The sequence below is a fragment of the Legionella drancourtii LLAP12 genome (genome assembly GCF_000162755.2).
Lineage (GTDB): Bacteria > Pseudomonadota > Gammaproteobacteria > Legionellales > Legionellaceae > Legionella > Legionella drancourtii.
The window spans coordinates 14014-31794 of sequence record NZ_JH413833.1; the positions used below are offsets into that span (position 1 = coordinate 14014).

The window sequence follows — 17781 nt, forward strand, 5'->3', positions numbered from 1 at the left end:
AATCAGCATCATATTCAGAATCAGCATCATATTCAGAATCAGCATCATGTTCAGAATCAGCATCATGTTCACCAAAGCTACTACTTACATCTGAACTACGCTGAACATCTGGTTGTGCTATAGCCGTATCAGCCTCTATAATTTTAGCATGAGCAGCAGTCACAAATGATTGTTCAAAATCAGAAGGTGATGGTGGTAGTAGTATCTCAGCATCCTCACCAAGACTGTTTGCATTTGAGTCAAATACATCGGAACTACTTTGAGACGATGAGCGATTTGCGGTACTTACAAAACTCGGCATATCCTTATTATTGTCTGCCCCTTGAGTGGCGAAAGAAAAGGTTAAATTTTTAGTTACTAATTTTTTATCTTCTTTATTTCTTGCTTTACTAATTAGCCATTTGCCTAAAGGACTTTCAGGCCCAAATTCAGTAATAAACGTTGTACTGCTCTGTGGATGCTCATGAGCTACAGCCAAAGCTGCTTGTGCTAGCTTATATGCAGCTAGATTGTCTTTAACTCCTTTAAATACTAAAGCAAGCTCAGCATATGCTTGAATTTTTTGTTTGGCAGTAAAATCTTTCTCGATAGGTTTTGTGCTCTTTAAAACAAGCCAAAGAGGATTTTCAGTTTTTTGATAAAGTTTATTCAACGTATGGACATCAAATGTTGCTGGCTCTAATGTAAATGACTTTTTTAAATCCGCTCTGCGCAGATCAATCCCTAATGCCTGATGAATATCAGAATAGGCAGAAGGATCCCCTGACACTACAATAGTGATTCCATTTCTTGCATCTAATCCAAATATTCCGGGATAGGCTTGGGTTAGGACAGTTTTTAAATATCCAGAGGGACTCACAACACCTTCATGCTTAGTATTTTCTGATGGCGAGTTCATGTTAAGATCTAAAATAGATCTTAACATAACCCATTGTTTTTCCTTCTCTTTCATTTTAGGAGGAAGCTTACTGAATAGTTCTCTGGCGAACACGATAGCGGCTACTTTATTTTGAACAACATTAGCAATATCCTTTACGCTTTTAACGGTTTGTTGCGTAACATCTAGAAGATATTGATTCTCTGTTGGAAATTGCAATTCTTTGAATGGCATCTCTATCCGCATTATATTTTGAAACGGCTGTGCAGTAATAAATGGGATTTCTCTTTTTTGTTCTTTGCGAACATTGTCCGATACTTTATAGCTTGTACTTGCTGCAATATACTCATCTGACTTTAATAGTCCTGCCCGATACTCCTTATAGATATTGTTTATTTCCTGTTCGTAAACAGCTAATTCCCCAAATTGATCCATGATTTGCTTATATTCTGGTGATTGAACTCGTGAACATACTCTCTCTAGCAATTCCTTAGGCTCTATCCCTGTACCATCATCGTTAATTAATTCCGTCAAAGAAGGTAAATTCTTATACGAGCGAATTAAGCTATTTAATTTATCTGTATATATATCAATAGTTTCTAATTGCTCCTTTTTATTGTCCTTTCCACAAACTTGAATCTGATTTCTTAAAAAAGATAACTGAATACTTAGTCGTTGAAAGTCACTTACTAGATTTACCTCGTTCATTACTATTTCTTCGATTCTATGTACAATAATCTTAGGTAAATGATTTTCTATTGCCGAAACGGCCACATTCCGTTGTTTCCATATCTCCATTTTTTTTTGCACTGCATCATAATTTTCTTGAATACCCTGAATTGGTGGCATTTAAGCTCTCCGGGATAAATAGAAGTTTCCCCATTATTTTTAGTGTAGTATCATATTTCTGTGTGAACAAAAATATAACAGAAATTTTTGTTATATTTTCACTTAGAATGGTAAACATGAAGAAATTATCCCTAAAAACCTGCCGCTAACGGTAAATTGGTTACCGCCTCTATCGAGGTTAAGAATGTCGTTGCAGATAAAGCGATGAGGTTAGCAAGCCTGGCTACAAACAGGCTTGCTTTAGATTAACTTGACAGCTAAGGGTTGTAAAACTGGATGACGCGGTAAAGCCCAGACTTTTTTATTTCAATGCTGCTTGGCTGGATGAGATTCTTTTAGTAAAAATCCGGCAATCAACAAACTGGCCAAAAAGCATAAGGGCATGACTAATAAGGCAATTTGATAGCTTTGTGTGCTGTATACATGCACACCATTAACTACATGCCAAGAATTAGTGTGCTGTAGTATATAACCGACTAAAGGTTGAAATATTGCTCCGCCAATGAGTACAGACAAATTGTTAAAGCCAGAAGCTGTACCAACTAACTCAGGCGCATTATTTTCTTTGACTACGGCAAAACTTACTGTTTGGCCACCTGCTCCTAAACCTAATACAAATAAAACAAAAGGGGTCCAACCATAAGTTAATCCGGGTAAATAAAGCAATGTCAGCGTGGCAATTAAGCCCAAAGCCGCACTAAGAATCAAAGCAATACGTCGGCTTTCAATCTTATCACTTAGCCATCCTAATAATGGACTACCAACACCAATCCCTATCCAAATCATACTACACAAGCCAGAAGCGGCAACCACACTGATTTGAAATTTTTCTTGCAAATAAGGAACGCCCCAAAGTGCTGCAAATACAGCTATTGGCGTCCAAATCGCGAAAGCGTAACTACCAATAATCCAGGTATGGGCATGTTTACAAACGGCTACAAGTCGTTTCCATTCATCACGTAAATAATGTTGCGGAGCAGTTTGATTTTGCTGATGTGGGTAATCGCGTATGTACAGCCAAAAAAATGCGGCCAAAATAAAACCAATAACAGACAAAATGAAGCTCGCATTTCGCCAACCCACACCTTGAATTAGATAAGCTAAGGGTACTTCGCCAAACATAGCACCAACCGAGCTCATCAATTGGGCAATACCCGCTAAAATAGCAAAATAATAAGGTGGAAACCAACGCGATAATAAAACCAAGACACCAATAAAAGAAAATGCCGAGCCAATTCCAATTAAAAAACGACCAATACAAGCAGTAAATACACTATCTGTTGAGGCAAAAAAAGCGGAGCCCAAAGCGCAAAGAATAATAGCAAAAGTCATTAATTTTCTAGGGCCATAGCGGTCATATAAAACCCCTGCTGGCAATTGGGTTGGCGCATAGGCATAAAAATAAAAAGCAGAAATAAAACCAAAGCCCTCGCCAGTAACACCAAAAGTTTTCATCATGGACTCGGCCATAACGCTAGGCGCTACTTGTAAAATAAATTCATATAAATAAAACGATGCAGCCAGAAAAAATATAAAATAAGCAGTTGCAAGATTGCCACTCGCTCCTTGATTTGTCTTCTCAGTGTAATATGCGCTCAATTTAAAGTCACTCCGTTGTGGGTAGCACATTTAATCTTATAGCCATTTAGTTTGTCAACATGATTTTGTTGAATTCAATGTGCCTATTATTAGCCAGACTAGGATAATCTCTTAAAAACCGCATCCCTTCCCCATTGCTATTAAGTTAAGGATTTAGGCTTCAAATTTTTCAGAGCCTGTCGTCCCCGCTTAGGCGGGGATCCATTCCTCACTGGCTATAATGCCAATTCATGGATGGTTTCTCGCCTGCGCGGGAATGACAGATTTCCTTAACTTAATGGCAGTGATCCCTTCCCCCCAATGAACATAGCCATCAAGCTAAGGAGTTTAACCTTGTCTATCCTAAGCCCGAACAGCTTTGAAATCTATCAAAAAACATTTTTCCTTTAACTTGACACCATTCCCTATCTTGACACGCAGCTTCGAGATAGCATCATCAATTTAATTAGCTATGCGTAATTAACTATGCGGATACACCGCTCCTAAAATTGCTGGGCGTTTAGATCCAGTAATCGCACTTAAATCCAAGGCTTTCTTATTTATTGTCTGTGCCGCTAACCAAGCAAAGAGCATTGCTTCCAAATAGTCAGGACTAATCCCTATATCGGCAATACTCATAACAACCGTTTGTGGTAGTAAATCAGCAATCATTTGATGTAAAACGATATTATGCGTACCACCACCACATAAATACAATTCCTTTACTTTTTTCCGTGCATTAATAACCGTATCAGCAATAGTATGGGCAGTAAAGGCCACCAATGTTTTTTGCACATCTACAGCTTTATATTCAGGCTTTAAATAGGATTCTAACCACGCCAAAGAAAAATACTCCTTGCCAATGCTCTTTGGTGCCGCAAGTTGAATAAATGAGTCAGCCAGTAACTGAACTAATAAAGGCTTAATCACTTCACCCTGTTTGGCCCATGCCCCATCAACATCGTAAGCTTTTTCCTGATGCTTGGCAATCCACGCATCCATTAAACAATTTCCAGGGCCTGCATCCCAACCCTTAGTCGGTTCATTAGCATTGATAAAGGTAATATTGCTAATACCGCCAATATTTACTAAAGCAACATTAGCTCGGTCTTTGGCAAATAATTCCTGATGGTAAAGTGGCGCAAATGGCGCAGCTTGTCCACCATTTACTAAATCGCGCGTGCGAAAATCGGCCACTACAGTAATACCCGTTAGAGAAGAAATTGTATGGCCACAGCCTAATTGAAGCGTATAAGGAATACTACTACTTGTATCGTGGCATAGTGTTTGACCATGACTTCCTATAGCACAAATATCATCGGATAATAAGTTAGCTTCCTGCAATAAATCATTTGCAGCACCAGCAAATTCTTGTCCTATTAGGGTATTTAATTGGCAAATGGATGCGAGGCTTAAATCAGTACCATCAAGTACCTGATCAATACGTTGTTTCAGTGCATCACTGTATTTTTTGGTGATGCCGCACAGCAATTGATTGGAGGACATATCAACAAGTGCCGCGTCAATACCATCCATGCTGGTACCGGACATTAAGCCGATGTATAAAGCCATTTTAATCTCCACAGATAGAGAGGGATTATTGCAATTTATCAATCTCTGCCTATACCGCGCAGCTTGTCCGCGAGGTATAAGGATATGAGGTTTTCCCGAACTGATTAAGAAGTTACAGGTTATTAAAGTCTAAAACAATTATAAAAATTTCTAGTCGTTATTTCCGCTATTTCTGCATAACTTACCCCACGCAGCTCGGCTAAAGCCTCAGCAACATACTTTACTAAAGCAGGATGATTTTGCTTACCACGAAATGGTACCGGTGCTAAATAAGGCGAATCGGTTTCAATGAGCATTCTATCTAGCGGGATTTTTCGCGCTACTTCTTGTAATGCAGTCGCATTTTTAAACGTTACAATGCCAGAAAATGAAATATAAAAATTCAGATCAATCGCTTGATGTGCAATGTCTAGACTCTCCGCAAAACAATGCATAACGCCACCAATTTTTTGTGCGTTTTCTTCAGCCATTAATTTAATCGTATCTTCAGCCGCTTGTCGTGTATGAATAATCAAAGGCTTAGCTGTCATTAGTGACGCGTTAATATGTGCTTTAAAACGCGCTCTCTGCTCTTCTTGTGCCTCTTCAGTATGAGTACGGTAGTAATCAAGACCCGTTTCACCTAAAGCAATACACGCAGGGTTTGCCGCTAAATCACAGAGCATTTGTGCTGTAACCGGGTAATCCATTTCGGTATTCGGGTGAACGCCTACTGAAATACTAATATTGGGATAAGCGGCAGCTAATTGCTCCAATTTAGGGTAGTCGCTTAATTCCACACAAACACATAAAAAGTGTTGTACCCCATTGTCTTTTGCTTGCGCTAATACATTAGCCATATCCTGATTAAAATCGGTTAAATCCAAAAAATTTAAATGGCAATGCGAATCAACTAACATAAGTAAATAACCTCAAATTAAATAGTGTCTGTCAACTGGTGTGATTTTAGCATTCCCGCTAAATAAGTCTCAATTTTATTACATAAATAGCGACTATTTTCACTAACAAATTGCACTCCTATTCCAGGCAATTTATTTCCTTGAGCTCCCTTAGGAGTAATCCAGACTATCTTACCTTCAACCTGATACAATTCATGCTCATCCATTAATTTTACCGATAAGTTTAAAACGATGCTAAGCGGATACAAATGATGAGTACGAATAAACAAGCCTCCGCCTTTAATAAACGGCATATAAGCGGAATATAAAGACGATTGACTATCAAATGAGCAGCTTATTTGTTGCGTTTTATCCATATCGATGCTCCTATAAATCAAACAATAAATCTTCCAGGACTAAAGTGTGATTTACATTCATATTATGGCTTAGTTTTCGTTGCAATGTATTGATTTTATCGATTTGTGCAAAAATCATCAGCGGATTTAATAATGAGGCCAGTTTATTCAGCTGATTTATGGCAGGCCCAGTAATTGCGACTTGATGGACTCGCATCATCTGTACTTGTGAATAGACCAAATAAAAAAACCAGAGCAGCGTATTAAGCTCAAACTGCGTCCATTGAGCCGCCATGATACAAGGATGCGTTTTTTTTTCAATCACCGCAATTAAGCCATCAAGAATTGATTCAGCCTGATTCATAACTACTGCTTGCTCTGACTCTTGGGAATACTGCTCACCAAGCGTTAAAAGGTTGGTGGCGACTAAGTTGGTTTGCGATGAAAAACGAATTACTTGACAGCGGCTCAATACCGTAGGTAACACGGTGCTTAACTGCTGCGCCATCAATAAAAAAAGTGTGTGCTCCGCTGGCTCTTCCAAAATTTTTAATAATGCATTTGCCGAGGCCGTATTCATTCGATCTGCGGACTCAATAATGATTAAGCGATGAACCGCACGTTGCGGCGTTAAATAAGAATAATTTTGTAATTCCCTAATCTGATCGATTTTAATTGGCCCACCATTTTTTTCCGGCTTAATCCATTCCACATCAGGATGCTGATTGCCGGCTGTCATTTGGCAATCAACACATGCATGACAGGGTTTATGTTCTTTATTCTTACAAACAACCAATTGGATAAATTGCTTCGTAAAATCCAGAAGCGCACGATCGAATGCGCCAACAAATAGCATTGCCTGTGGGATACGCCCCTGCTTCCATGCTGATTGCAAATGCTCCCATTGTGCTGGATAAGTACTCATGCCTTATGCTCTATAAACTCTTTCAATACGCATTGAATCGCCAGCTGAACTTCATGCAATGGCAAACCAGCATCAATGAGTACTGCATTAGGATTAGTACGCACATGATGAATGTAACTGCTATGGACTCGATGAAAGAAGTCAATAGACTGTTGTTCTATACGGTCAAACTCACCGCGAGATTTAACCCGCTTCATCCCTTCTTCAGGGCTAATATCTAAATACAAGGTCAAATCTGGTTTAAAACCATCCAAGGCAAAGGCTGATAACTGTTGGATCATTTGTTCATTCAAACCACGTCCACCACCTTGGTAAGCCATGGTCGAGAGTTCAAAGCGATCGGCAATAACCCAGGTTCCTTGTTGCAACGCAGGCTTAATTACTTGTTCAAGAAGTTGTATTCTTGCTGTATACAATAATAATAATTCACTTTTATCATCTAAAACACCCTTATATTCAGTGCCCTTAATGATCTGCCGCAATAACTCACCAATGACGGTACCACCAGGTTCACGAGTAGTAATCGTCTTAATTTCCAACCGAGTCAAATAATCAATAACCGTACTGACCGCGGTAGACTTGCCGGCGCCTTCCAATCCTTCAATAACGATTAACTTCCCGGTTGCAGATGACATTAAGATCCCTTGTGTTGGTATTGATGTATCGCCTGTCTTTGTTGCAGGTAAGTTTCAGAAAATTGATGGGTACCATCACCTTTAGCAACAAAATATAAATAATTAGACAATTGTGGATGCGATGCAGCATCCAACGCTTCTTTACTCACCATGGCAATAGGCGTTGGAGGTAAACCTCGATAGCGATAGGAGTTATATGGCGAATCAACCTGCATATCATTATGGGATAACTTGCCAGTATACGCCGCTCCTAAGCCATAAATAACTGTAGGATCCATCTGTAACGGCAATTTTTTTATTAATACGATTAACCATAACCCCCGAAATAAGCTGACGCTCTTGAGGCACTGCTGTTTCTTTTTCAATAATTGATGCCGCTGTGAGTAATTCATACGGATTTTTATAGGGTAAATTGGGCGCTCTATTGGCCCATACTGTATTTAAATAACTTATCAACTTACGATGAGCATGTTCCAATAGGCTTTTACTACTGCTACCACCTTGATATTGATAGGTGTCCGCTAAAACCAAACCTTCTGCATTAGAATGATTTTCCTGAATTAAAGACCAATCGCTCGGGTGATAATCTAGGTAAGATGCCTTTGCCAGATCTTGCGCTATTTTCTGCTGAGTTGTACCGGCAATAATGGTGAAGTTTTGTGTTAACACATCTCCAGAGACAACTCGGTAGAGCAATTGTATTGCTGTCTCACCGGGTTTAATTTGATACACGCCCGCTTTTAAGCGCTGTGACAGACCGGTAACACGAATAATCATGAGTAGTGGTCGTTGGTAATGAATTAAATTCTTCTCTTTTAACGTTTGTACAAATTGCGATGCCGATGTAGTACGATCAAGGTTGATAATAACTGGAAGCTCTTGTTTCGCTAAAAGCGGTTTGGCTACTAAACTGTAAAAATTCCAAAATAAATAAGAAAAAGACACAAAAAACAGTATTACTCCATAAAGTATCAGTTTTTTATGTCTTATAGAGGCCATTTAGACTCGCTTAAATACTAAGCTACCGTTGGTTCCACCAAAACCTAATGAATTACTCAACACATAGTCAATTGTTCGCTCTTGTGCTTTATGTGCGACGTAATTCAAATCACAGCCTTCATCTGGGTTATCCAAATTAATGGTTGGTGGGGCAATTTGATCTTGAATTGCCATAATACTGATAATGGCCTCTACAGAACCAGCCGCACCTAATAAGTGTCCAGTCATGGATTTTGTAGAACTTACTGCTAAATCATAAGCATGGTTTTTAAATATACGCTTGATTGCTTTAGTTTCATTTAAATCATTAAGATAAGTAGAAGTTCCGTGTGCATTAATGTAGTCAATTTGCTGAGGATCAATGCCTGCATCGTTAATAGCGGCTTCCATCGCACGTGTAGCACCATCAGCGTCTTCATCAGGCGCTGTAATATGATAAGCATCACCCGACATACCAAAACCAGCCAGTTCCGCATATATCTTCGCGCCACGGGCTTTTGCATGCTCATATTCTTCTAATACGAGAATACCAGCCCCCTCACCCATTACAAAACCATCTCTATCTTTATCAAAAGGTCTGGATGCCTTTTCTGGTTCATTATTGCGTTTAGACAAAGAACGTACTGCAGAGAATCCGGCTAAACACAGAGGCGTTAAGGTCATTTCCGCACCACCGCAAACCATAACATCAGCATCACCGTAAGTGATCATACGCCCTGCCAGACCAATATTATGTGTTCCAGTAGTACATGCAGTAACTACAGAAATATTAGGCCCCTTCAGGTTATGTCGAATTGAAATCTGTCCGGCAACCATATTAATAATACCTGCAGGAACGAAAAATGGAGAAACTTTACGAGGACCACCAGCTAACAGCCTGTCTTCATTATTGGCAATTGTTTGGATACCACCAATACCGGCCCCCACCGCGACACCAATACGATTTGCATTCGTTGCATCAATTTTCAGCCCCGAATCCAATATTGCCTCATCTGCAGCGGCAATACCGAATTGGGTGAATGGATCCATCTTTCGCGCATCTTTAAGCGGCACATAATCTTCAATGTTAAAGTTTTTAACTTTAGCCCAAATTTGTGTACTGTACTCAGCAGTATCAAAATCTTCAGCTACTGTTACTCCACTAACACCGGCTAATATGTTCTGCCAAGTATCTTTTACATTTAATCCGACAGGGGTAAGCATCCCCATACCGGTAACAACTACGCGCCGCTTACTCAATGAATACTCCTCGAAGAATTAAGCTTCTTCTTTATCTAAATTAGATTCAATATAATCAATTGCTTCTTGAATCGTGGTAATTTTTTCAGCTTTCTCATCAGGAATTTCTGTTTCAAATTCTTCTTCAAGAGCCATAACTAATTCGACAGTATCTAAAGAATCAGCACCTAAATCATCAACAAATGATGCATCATTTTTCAGGTCTTCTTCTTTAACGCCTAATTGTTCAACAACAATTTTGCGTACACGATCTTCAACAGTACTCATAACTTGATTTTCCTCTTTCGGTTGATAGAAACTTTTTAAAATTCTGGGGGTAAATACCATTCCCATTTAACTACTTAGTATCTCGCCTAAACCCCATACTACAAGCATTTAACGGTCAAAGTTAAATGGAAGTGGTATAGTTTATTCATTTATACAGATAACGCAAGTGCATTAATCCATGTACATGCCACCATTTACATGAATCGTACTACCTGTAATATATTTAGCATCATCGGATGCCAAAAAAGCAACAGCATTCGCAATATCTTCTGGTTGTCCTAATTTGCGTAAAGGAATTCTTTTCAACATTTCTTCCTTTACCATATCAGGTAACGCAGCCGTCATATCCGTATCAATAAAACCAGGTGCAACAACATTTACAGTAATGTTCCTGCTACCAATTTCTTGCGCTAAAGACTTAGTGAAACCAACAACACCAGCTTTTGCGGCCGTATAATTTACTTGGCCTGTATTTCCACTCGAGCCCACAACAGAACCAATAGAAATGATACGTCCCCAACGCGATCTAAACATCGGTTTTATACAAATTTTAGACATTCTGTATATGGAATTCAAATTCGTTTCAATAACATTGAACCATTCATCATCGTCCATACGCAATAATAAATTATCAGCGGTAATTCCCGCATTATTGACCAGGATTGCTGGAACCTGCCCTGCTTCTGCTAAAGTCGCCATTACCTGTTCTATTTGCTCAGCACTTGTAACGTTAAGAACAAGGCCTTTTCCAGTCAAATTTTCTTTTTTAAAATATTCATCAATTAGCTCAGCACCTTTTTCAGTGGTTGCAGTGCCATAAACAAATGCTCCGTTTTGTGCTAGCTTCAAAGCAATGGCCTGGCCGATGCCACGGCTAGCTCCTGTTACTAAGGCGACTTTGCCCTCTAAATTCTTCATTGACGTTCCTTAAACAAATACATGCCATGAATTCGTATTTATGTAGATTAACCACCTACATGAACTACAATCATACCCACACCAACTTAAACTAATTGTTCTACTACTTGATCTAAGTTAATAGTATCGTAAATGCTAATTGAATTTAAAGATCTGTCTATTCTTTTAATTAAGCCACTCAGAACTTTTCCAGGACCGCTCTCGAGAATCAATTCAACATTATTATTCTTGAAGAATTGAATGGTTTCAACCCAACGCACAGGACTATATAATTGGGCTTTCAGTTTTTCTCTTATCTCTTGTACTGACTGATAAATACTCACATCAACATTGCTAACCACTTTAATCACAGGCTTTTTGAAGTCAACCTCGGCTAAATATGCAGCAAAAGATTCAGCAGCATCAGATAATAGAGGGCAATGACAAGGAACACTCACAGGAATAATTTTAGCAAGTCGTGCTCCAGCATCTTCTGCCAAGGCAATAACGCGCAGCACCGCTGGAGTATGACCGGCTACTACGATTTGCTCCGTTGAATTAAAATTTGCAGGGGTAACAACTTCATTAGCCTGACTAGCTTCCAGACACAAAAGGTTCACTTGTTCTTCATTAAAACCAATAACAGCAGCCATGGCGCCAGCACCTAGAGGTATAGCTTGCTGCATAACTTGGCCACGATGCGCTACCAAACGAGCGGCATCCATTAAAGACAATGCACCAGCACAAACCAAGGCAGGATATTCACCTAAACTATGACCAGCCATAAATTCAGGCTTAGCAATGCCCTGCTGTTCTAAAAGTCGATAGACAGCAACATCTGCAGTTAGCATAGCAACTTGAGTATATTCTGTTTGATTAAGGCGCTCTGCTGGCCCGTGTTGAACGAGTTGCCATAAATCATAGCCCACGGCCTCAGAAGCCTCTGCAAAAACATCCACAACAATGGGATATTGCAATTCAAAATCAGCCAACATACCTACAGATTGTGATCCTTGCCCAGGAAATACAAATGCTGTTTTTACCATAATAAAATTAACTCCGAACTAAAATTCAACTTAAATTTCGTTTTGAGCAACGTTAGGATTCTTTAAAAAGGCGTCATATTGGTTCATGCCAAAGTCAAGAAAGCCTATATTTTGCTCAGGATGACAAATATTGTGTTGTCTAATAACGAATAACCATAGCGCCCCAAGTCATTCCACCACCAAAAGACTCAATCAATAATAACTCGTCTCGTTTAATTTGATTGCTTCTAATAGAATGGTTCAGAGCCAAAGGAATAGAAGCAGCAGAAGTATTGCCTTGAGTACCAATAGTAACAATAACTTTTGACATAGGAAGTTCTAATTTTTTGGCTATAGCTTGAATAATGCGCATATTAGCTTGATGAGGAATTAACCATTGAATGTCCGACTTTTTCAATTGACTAAGCTCTAAAACTTCATCAACAACCCCGCCCATTATATTAACGGCTAATTTAAACACTTCATTACCGCGCATATTAATTGTTGCGCGCTCCATCAGAAATGTTGCGTTGGCAAGGTTTAAAAATTTTTCGGCATCATAGGAAGCATGTAATACACTCCCCAAGATACCTGGCTTATCACTAGCACTTAAAATAACTGCTCCAGCACCATCGCCAAATAATACACAGGTCGACCGATCGTTCCAATCAACGGCGCGCGACATACTTTCGCTGCCAATAACCAGAACATGCTTTGCAGCGCCTGAAGCAATATACTGCTTTGCAATATCCATTACGTAAACAAACCCGCTGCATGCAGCACCTACATCAAACGCAGGAATAGGTTTTTCAATCTTTAATGCATGTTGTACATAGCAAGCAACACCAGGAAAAAAATGATCTGGAGTACATGTTGCAACGACAATTAAGTCAATTTCATTTGCATCAAGACCGGAAGCATTTAAGGCCTGCTCCGCTGCTTTCGATGCCATATAGGACGTCGTTTCATGTTCTTGGGCAATACTGCGACTACTGATACCTGTCCTGGAAACAATCCATTCATCACTGGTATCCAACATCGATTCCAGTTCAACATTAGTAAGTTGTTTTTCAGGAATATAACCCCCGGTACCACTAATTACAGCATTTATCATAACAGCAACCCTTGATTTATAAAGTCGTTTATTTGGGCTCGTACTAAATCAATAACGTCATTTTCTACTTCCAGAATAGCTTGTTCTATAGCATGTTGAAAACCAAATGCATTGGCTCCACCATGGCTTTTAACAACAATACCATTCAAACCCAACATACTAGCTCCATTATAACGCGAAGGATCCAGACGACTTTTAATATGTTTTAATACAGGCAATGCAATAAAACCAAGCATTTTAGTAAATAGATTGCGATTAAATGATTCTTTAAATAAATCCAGGAACAATCGGGCAAGGCCTTCACTTGCCTTTAATGCAACATTGCCGACAAATCCATCACAAACCACTAAATCAACCGAACCTGTATAGAAATGATCGCCTTCTACATAGCCTACATAGTTCATCATAGAACATTCTTCGAGCATGTGCGCTGTGCGTTTGACCTGATCATTGCCCTTCATTTCTTCAACGCCTATATTTAACAAGGCAATTTTGGGATTTTGTTTATTTGCAACAGCCTGAACTAATGCGGACCCCATCACGGCAAACTGAAATAAATGTTCAGCGCAGGAATCAACATTAGCCCCCAAATCAATAACCCAAGTGCGACCTTTCATTGTAGGAAGCTCTGAAATAATTGCGGGTCTATCAATTCCAGGTAATGTTTTTAAAACATAACGCGCCGTAGCCATTAATGCCCCGGTATTTCCAGCACTAACACACGCATGTGCGATGCCTTCTTTAACCAGATTAATCGCCACACGCATAGAGGAATCTTTTTTATTGCGCAAAGCATGCGAAGGCAATTCGTCCATAGCAACCACTTCAGAGGCGTGGACTACAGAAAATTGCTGCGATGATGCAACACCCAGCTTTTTTAAATAAGCATTAATCTTGTCTTGAATACCAACAAGAATAAGTTTCAGGTTGGGGTTATCTTTAGCTGCGCACACACAGGCAGGAATCACTACACTTAAACCATGATCCCCACCCATTGTATCAATTGCAATGGTGATATTTTTCAAGAAAAATTACTCTTGATCTTCATAAACGTTATCAGTTTCGATAACTTTTCTACCACGATAGTAGCCATCTTCAGTCATGTGATGACGACGATGAGTTTCACCAGTAGTTGAATCTACAGAGAGCGTAGGCTTTGTTAAAGCATCATGCGAACGTCGCATATCACGACGTGAGCGTGATTTTTTGTTTTGTTGTACGGCCATTGTATTACTCCTAAACAATTTGCATTCATAAATAAAGCGGGAATATTACCGATATTTTAGCATCAATCCAAGTATTAATTGCATAAAAAATCAATAAGAGTCATTTTTTTCGGTTAAAAATTGATTTATTTCACTACGGCAATCAGTAATTTCTGGATGAAATTGTGGCGCATAGAGATGTAATTCATCAATAATTAAATCGTCCAGATCAACCTGAAAGCTGGGCGAAACGATACATTCATACTGCTCTAACAGTTTTTCTGCACGTTCTTCATCCCGACATATCGCAATCGTTGTATTATTGTCGTAAGCGTAATTAAACTCATCTAAACAACGTTGGCATTGAAGCTGGAGTGCTCCATGAACATGAAGATGAATTAAATAAAAATCCTCTATTGCTTCGACCCAATAGCTCACCTCCAGTGTACAAGGTACGGTGATAAAATGAGGTAGTCGCTCACTAACGGTCACTGTTTTGGTTTGTTGGCCGTATTTGACCATTTCTTGTATATGAAACATTATTACTACATCCTAGATAAATTTTCTCTGCATATTTTCTGTTTTTATGAGATAATGAACAGTTTGCAATGTAACTATTCAGGTGATGAATCGTTACAAGTCTTTAATAAATAATAAGCGGTATCTGAATTTTATGAAAGCTAAAATTATTGTTGGCATGTCTGGTGGGGTTGATTCTTCTGTTGCAGCCTGGCTATTGAAAGAGCAAGGATATGAAGTTGAAGGCTTGTTCATGAAAAATTGGGAACAAGATGATACAGATGGATTTTGCCCTGCAGCCCAAGATCTTGCGGATGCCCAAGCGGTATGCAATCAACTAAATATTCCGCTGCATAGCGTTAATTTCTCAGAACAGTACTGGGAACGCGTTTTTATGCATTTTCTAAGTGAATATGAGAAAGGACGAACACCTAATCCTGATGTTCTGTGCAATAAAGAAATCAAATTTAATGCGTTTTTAAATTATGCTTTAGACCTTGGTGCGGATTACATTGCCACGGGTCACTATGCTAAAAATAAAATTAGTAACAATATCGGGCATTTACTTAAAGCAAAAGACCGCGACAAAGATCAAACTTATTTTCTGCATGCAGTAGATCCTGCCGCTCTAGCAAAGACGTTATTCCCTATTGGCGACTATACCAAACCAGAAATCAGAGAATTTGCCAAACAACTCGGGCTCGTTACGCAAGCCAAAAAAGATTCCACAGGGATTTGTTTTATTGGTGAAAAACGATTTAAAACTTTTTTAAAAGAATTTATCCTGGCAAAACCAGGTGAAATTAAAAATATGGATGGCTCTGTGCTTGGAAAACACGATGGCCTTATGTTTTATACCTTGGGTCAACGACAAGGATTAGGAATTGGTGGTACCCAAAACTCCACGGAAGATCCCTGGTACGTCGTAGATAAAGACGTAGCAACCAATACTCTGTATGTGGCTCAAGGAAGCCAACATCCTATGCTTTATGCACAAGGTCTAATTTGTGGTCCCATCCATTGGTTAGCAGACTGCAAGGATAATTTACCCCTAACCTGTTATGCAAAAACACGATACCGACAAGCAGAACAAGGCTGTATGATTTCACCGCCTGATGGTGATTTGCATTATGTAATGTTTTCTAGTCCACAAAGAGCCGTAACCCCCGGCCAATATATCGTTTTTTATGATAAAAATCAGTGCCTAGGCGGTGCTACGATTGAGCAGATTATTAGGTAATTGAATATCTATGATATACTTAAATGATACAACCTGGAGTTAAAATGGCAGCTATAGATATATCCCCTACTACCAGCGACATCCGTTTTTCTGTTAGTGCTGCAGACAAAGTGTCTGAGTTAATTAAAGAAGAAAATAACTCAAAACTTAATTTACGTGTTTCCATCAGCGGTGGCGGCTGCTCTGGATTTCAATACGGATTCAGTTTTGATGAAGAAGTTAACGAGGATGACACTGTAATCATACAACAATGTTCTGATGGCACCTCTTCTGTAAAATTACTAGTAGATTCCATGAGTTATCAGTACCTTCATAAGGCTGAAATTGATTACACTCAAGGTATAGAAGGCGAACAATTTGTGATTCGTAATCCAAATGCGAAAACCACCTGTGGTTGTGGTTCGTCATTCAGCATGGCTGATGAGGATGATGAATAACTTAGTGTTTTGGGTTGGGCCACATGGCCCAACCGGCCTAAAATCAATAGGGTTTAATAATTACTTTGGTGCCAATCTTCATAAAATTCCGGCTTAACCAACGCGCATCACTAGGAATCAAACGCACACAGCCATGACTGGCATTATAATTAGGAACTTCATAAGAACCATGTATTGCATAATTTTTGCTAAAATACATGCAATAGGGCATAGGCGCCCCACCTCGTCCAACAGGATACCTACTTGAGCGACACCCAGCTCCTCCCTTACTCCATACACGATACACTCCCGCAGGCGTTTTGCAGCCTCGGTGAATATCCGGACAATACTTCCTTCCTCCCGAACCCCTCCCTGTACGAACTACTTTACCTTGTTCATTAATAGCTTTCCAAGATAAGGTGTTAGGATTAAAAATAAACGTATTGCCTGCCGAATATGCGGAGCAAAATGGGAAAATAAATAATAAAAGTAGTAAAATGCGAGGTACTGACAGTGCCGGGAGTTGCTTTTCCATAATATTTCCTTTTTGTATCCTTCTCACAGTTTATTTTAGTTTAAATTTCAAACAAAACAAATTCGTTTCAGGAAAAAAAAATTATATGTTCTACTATTAACTTGAGGGAAATTCATTAAGGATAATAGATCATGCAAAAACAATCACTTATAGCAATATCTATGTTACTTGGCAGCGGTTTAGCATGTGCAAATACCACTGCGCCAAGTACCACTGCAACTCCAGCTGCTGCACCGATAACGGCACCAGCGACAGCGCCATCAGATGCTTCATTTGAAATGTCTAAAGCTACATGGTTAACAACTATTGTTCCAATGTTACCAAGTCTTATTTGTAAAGGATTTATGGGGGATCCAGACTTAAAACAACGACTTGATGCAATTAAAATGAGTTATGAGCAATGCGTCAGCGCCATTCCTGAAAGTGTCAGCAAATGCCAAAACCAACTCTATGCAAGTATTCCAGAACAAATCAGCAGTACTGATGCAGCTACTTGGGGAAAAAAATTCGGTGAATGTATTGGTAAAGATTTTGCGATGAAATACCTGCTGCCTAAATAGAGGCAATAGCTCATCTTGATACATTCTGAGTAAATGAGCCACATTCACTCAGAGTGTGCCAAGTTCACATCCCCATTCTCTTGGCTTCATATTCA

Annotated in this window: 19 protein-coding genes and 2 pseudogenes; 3 read left to right on the top strand and 18 right to left on the bottom strand. The window is 39.3% G+C overall.

The window, feature by feature from the left end; translation table 11 throughout:
* From LDG_RS19705 to LDG_RS12050, 16 genes and pseudogenes are all read right to left on the bottom strand, one after another.
* Positions 1-1726: pseudogene (locus LDG_RS19705) on the bottom strand (hypothetical protein); the annotation flags it as partial.
* Positions 1727-2032: 306 nt separating this feature from the next.
* Positions 2033-3325 carry an MFS transporter gene (locus LDG_RS11980; protein ID WP_006871639.1) on the bottom strand — a complete coding sequence of 431 codons (1293 nt, stop codon included), beginning with the start codon at positions 3323-3325 and terminating at the stop codon, positions 2033-2035.
* 459 nt (positions 3326-3784) lie between these two features.
* On the bottom strand, positions 3785-4876 hold the full coding sequence (locus LDG_RS11985) for an anhydro-N-acetylmuramic acid kinase (protein ID WP_006871640.1): 1092 nt from the start codon (positions 4874-4876) through the stop codon (positions 3785-3787).
* Between the two features lie 122 nt (positions 4877-4998).
* The gene (locus LDG_RS11990) at positions 4999-5775 is read right to left on the bottom strand and encodes a TatD family hydrolase (protein WP_006871641.1); all 777 of its coding nucleotides are present in this window, start codon (positions 5773-5775) and stop codon (positions 4999-5001) included.
* A 17-nt stretch (positions 5776-5792) separates the two neighbouring features.
* A complete protein-coding gene (locus LDG_RS11995) occupies positions 5793-6131 on the bottom strand; it encodes a PilZ domain-containing protein (RefSeq protein WP_006871642.1) in 339 nt (112 codons plus the stop codon).
* 10 nt (positions 6132-6141) lie between these two features.
* A complete protein-coding gene (locus LDG_RS12000; protein ID WP_006871643.1) occupies positions 6142-7035 on the bottom strand; it encodes a hypothetical protein in 894 nt (297 codons plus the stop codon).
* A complete protein-coding gene (gene tmk, locus LDG_RS12005) occupies positions 7032-7670 on the bottom strand; it encodes a dTMP kinase (RefSeq protein ID WP_006871644.1) in 639 nt (212 codons plus the stop codon). Before tmk ends, LDG_RS12000 begins: the two co-directional genes overlap by 4 nt.
* A pseudogene (mltG, locus tag LDG_RS12010) lies at positions 7670-8669 on the bottom strand (endolytic transglycosylase MltG). Before mltG ends, tmk begins: the two are co-directional and overlap by 1 nt.
* Complete coding sequence (fabF, locus tag LDG_RS12015) at positions 8670-9908, bottom strand: beta-ketoacyl-ACP synthase II (protein ID WP_006871647.1); 1239 nt, start codon at positions 9906-9908, stop codon at positions 8670-8672. It lies immediately after the preceding pseudogene.
* A gap of 18 nt (positions 9909-9926) precedes the next feature.
* Positions 9927-10235, bottom strand: coding sequence for an acyl carrier protein (gene acpP, locus LDG_RS12020; protein WP_456085363.1), 309 nt, complete (start codon positions 10233-10235; stop codon positions 9927-9929).
* 111 nt (positions 10236-10346) lie between these two features.
* Positions 10347-11093, bottom strand: a complete 747-nt coding sequence (gene fabG, locus LDG_RS12025; RefSeq protein ID WP_006871649.1) for a 3-oxoacyl-ACP reductase FabG — start codon at positions 11091-11093, stop codon at positions 10347-10349.
* 86 nt (positions 11094-11179) lie between these two features.
* Positions 11180-12118 carry an ACP S-malonyltransferase gene (gene fabD, locus LDG_RS12030; protein ID WP_006871650.1) on the bottom strand — a complete coding sequence of 313 codons (939 nt, stop codon included), beginning with the start codon at positions 12116-12118 and terminating at the stop codon, positions 11180-11182.
* A gap of 139 nt (positions 12119-12257) precedes the next feature.
* Positions 12258-13211, bottom strand: a complete 954-nt coding sequence (locus LDG_RS12035; protein ID WP_006871651.1) for a beta-ketoacyl-ACP synthase III — start codon at positions 13209-13211, stop codon at positions 12258-12260.
* Positions 13208-14236: a phosphate acyltransferase PlsX gene (gene plsX / locus LDG_RS12040; RefSeq protein WP_006871652.1), complete on the bottom strand. Its 1029-nt coding sequence runs from the start codon at positions 14234-14236 to the stop codon at positions 13208-13210. The genes LDG_RS12035 and plsX overlap by 4 nt, the downstream gene beginning before the upstream one ends.
* Before the next feature lie 6 nt (positions 14237-14242).
* On the bottom strand, positions 14243-14437 hold the full coding sequence (gene rpmF / locus LDG_RS12045; protein WP_006871653.1) for a 50S ribosomal protein L32: 195 nt from the start codon (positions 14435-14437) through the stop codon (positions 14243-14245).
* A 90-nt stretch (positions 14438-14527) separates the two neighbouring features.
* The gene (locus LDG_RS12050) at positions 14528-14956 is read right to left on the bottom strand and encodes a YceD family protein (protein WP_006871654.1); all 429 of its coding nucleotides are present in this window, start codon (positions 14954-14956) and stop codon (positions 14528-14530) included.
* Positions 14957-15089: 133 nt separating this feature from the next.
* Between LDG_RS12050 and mnmA the strand changes: the two genes are divergently transcribed.
* Positions 15090-16175, top strand: coding sequence for a tRNA 2-thiouridine(34) synthase MnmA (gene mnmA / locus LDG_RS12055; RefSeq protein ID WP_006871655.1), 1086 nt, complete (start codon positions 15090-15092; stop codon positions 16173-16175).
* Between the two features lie 44 nt (positions 16176-16219).
* On the top strand, positions 16220-16612 hold the full coding sequence (gene erpA / locus LDG_RS12060; RefSeq protein ID WP_006871656.1) for an iron-sulfur cluster insertion protein ErpA: 393 nt from the start codon (positions 16220-16222) through the stop codon (positions 16610-16612).
* 43 nt (positions 16613-16655) lie between these two features.
* Here erpA and LDG_RS12065 read toward each other — a convergent pair whose 3' ends face one another.
* Positions 16656-17126 carry a L,D-transpeptidase gene (locus LDG_RS12065; RefSeq protein ID WP_040535687.1) on the bottom strand — a complete coding sequence of 157 codons (471 nt, stop codon included), beginning with the start codon at positions 17124-17126 and terminating at the stop codon, positions 16656-16658.
* A gap of 115 nt (positions 17127-17241) precedes the next feature.
* Positions 17242-17340: a hypothetical protein gene (locus LDG_RS20745; RefSeq protein WP_407635278.1), complete on the bottom strand. Its 99-nt coding sequence runs from the start codon at positions 17338-17340 to the stop codon at positions 17242-17244.
* A gap of 22 nt (positions 17341-17362) precedes the next feature.
* On the opposite strand from LDG_RS20745, the gene LDG_RS20330 reads away from it, so the two are divergent.
* Positions 17363-17686 carry a hypothetical protein gene (locus tag LDG_RS20330; RefSeq protein ID WP_407635279.1) on the top strand — a complete coding sequence of 108 codons (324 nt, stop codon included), beginning with the start codon at positions 17363-17365 and terminating at the stop codon, positions 17684-17686.
* Positions 17687-17781: the final 95 nt, after the last annotated feature.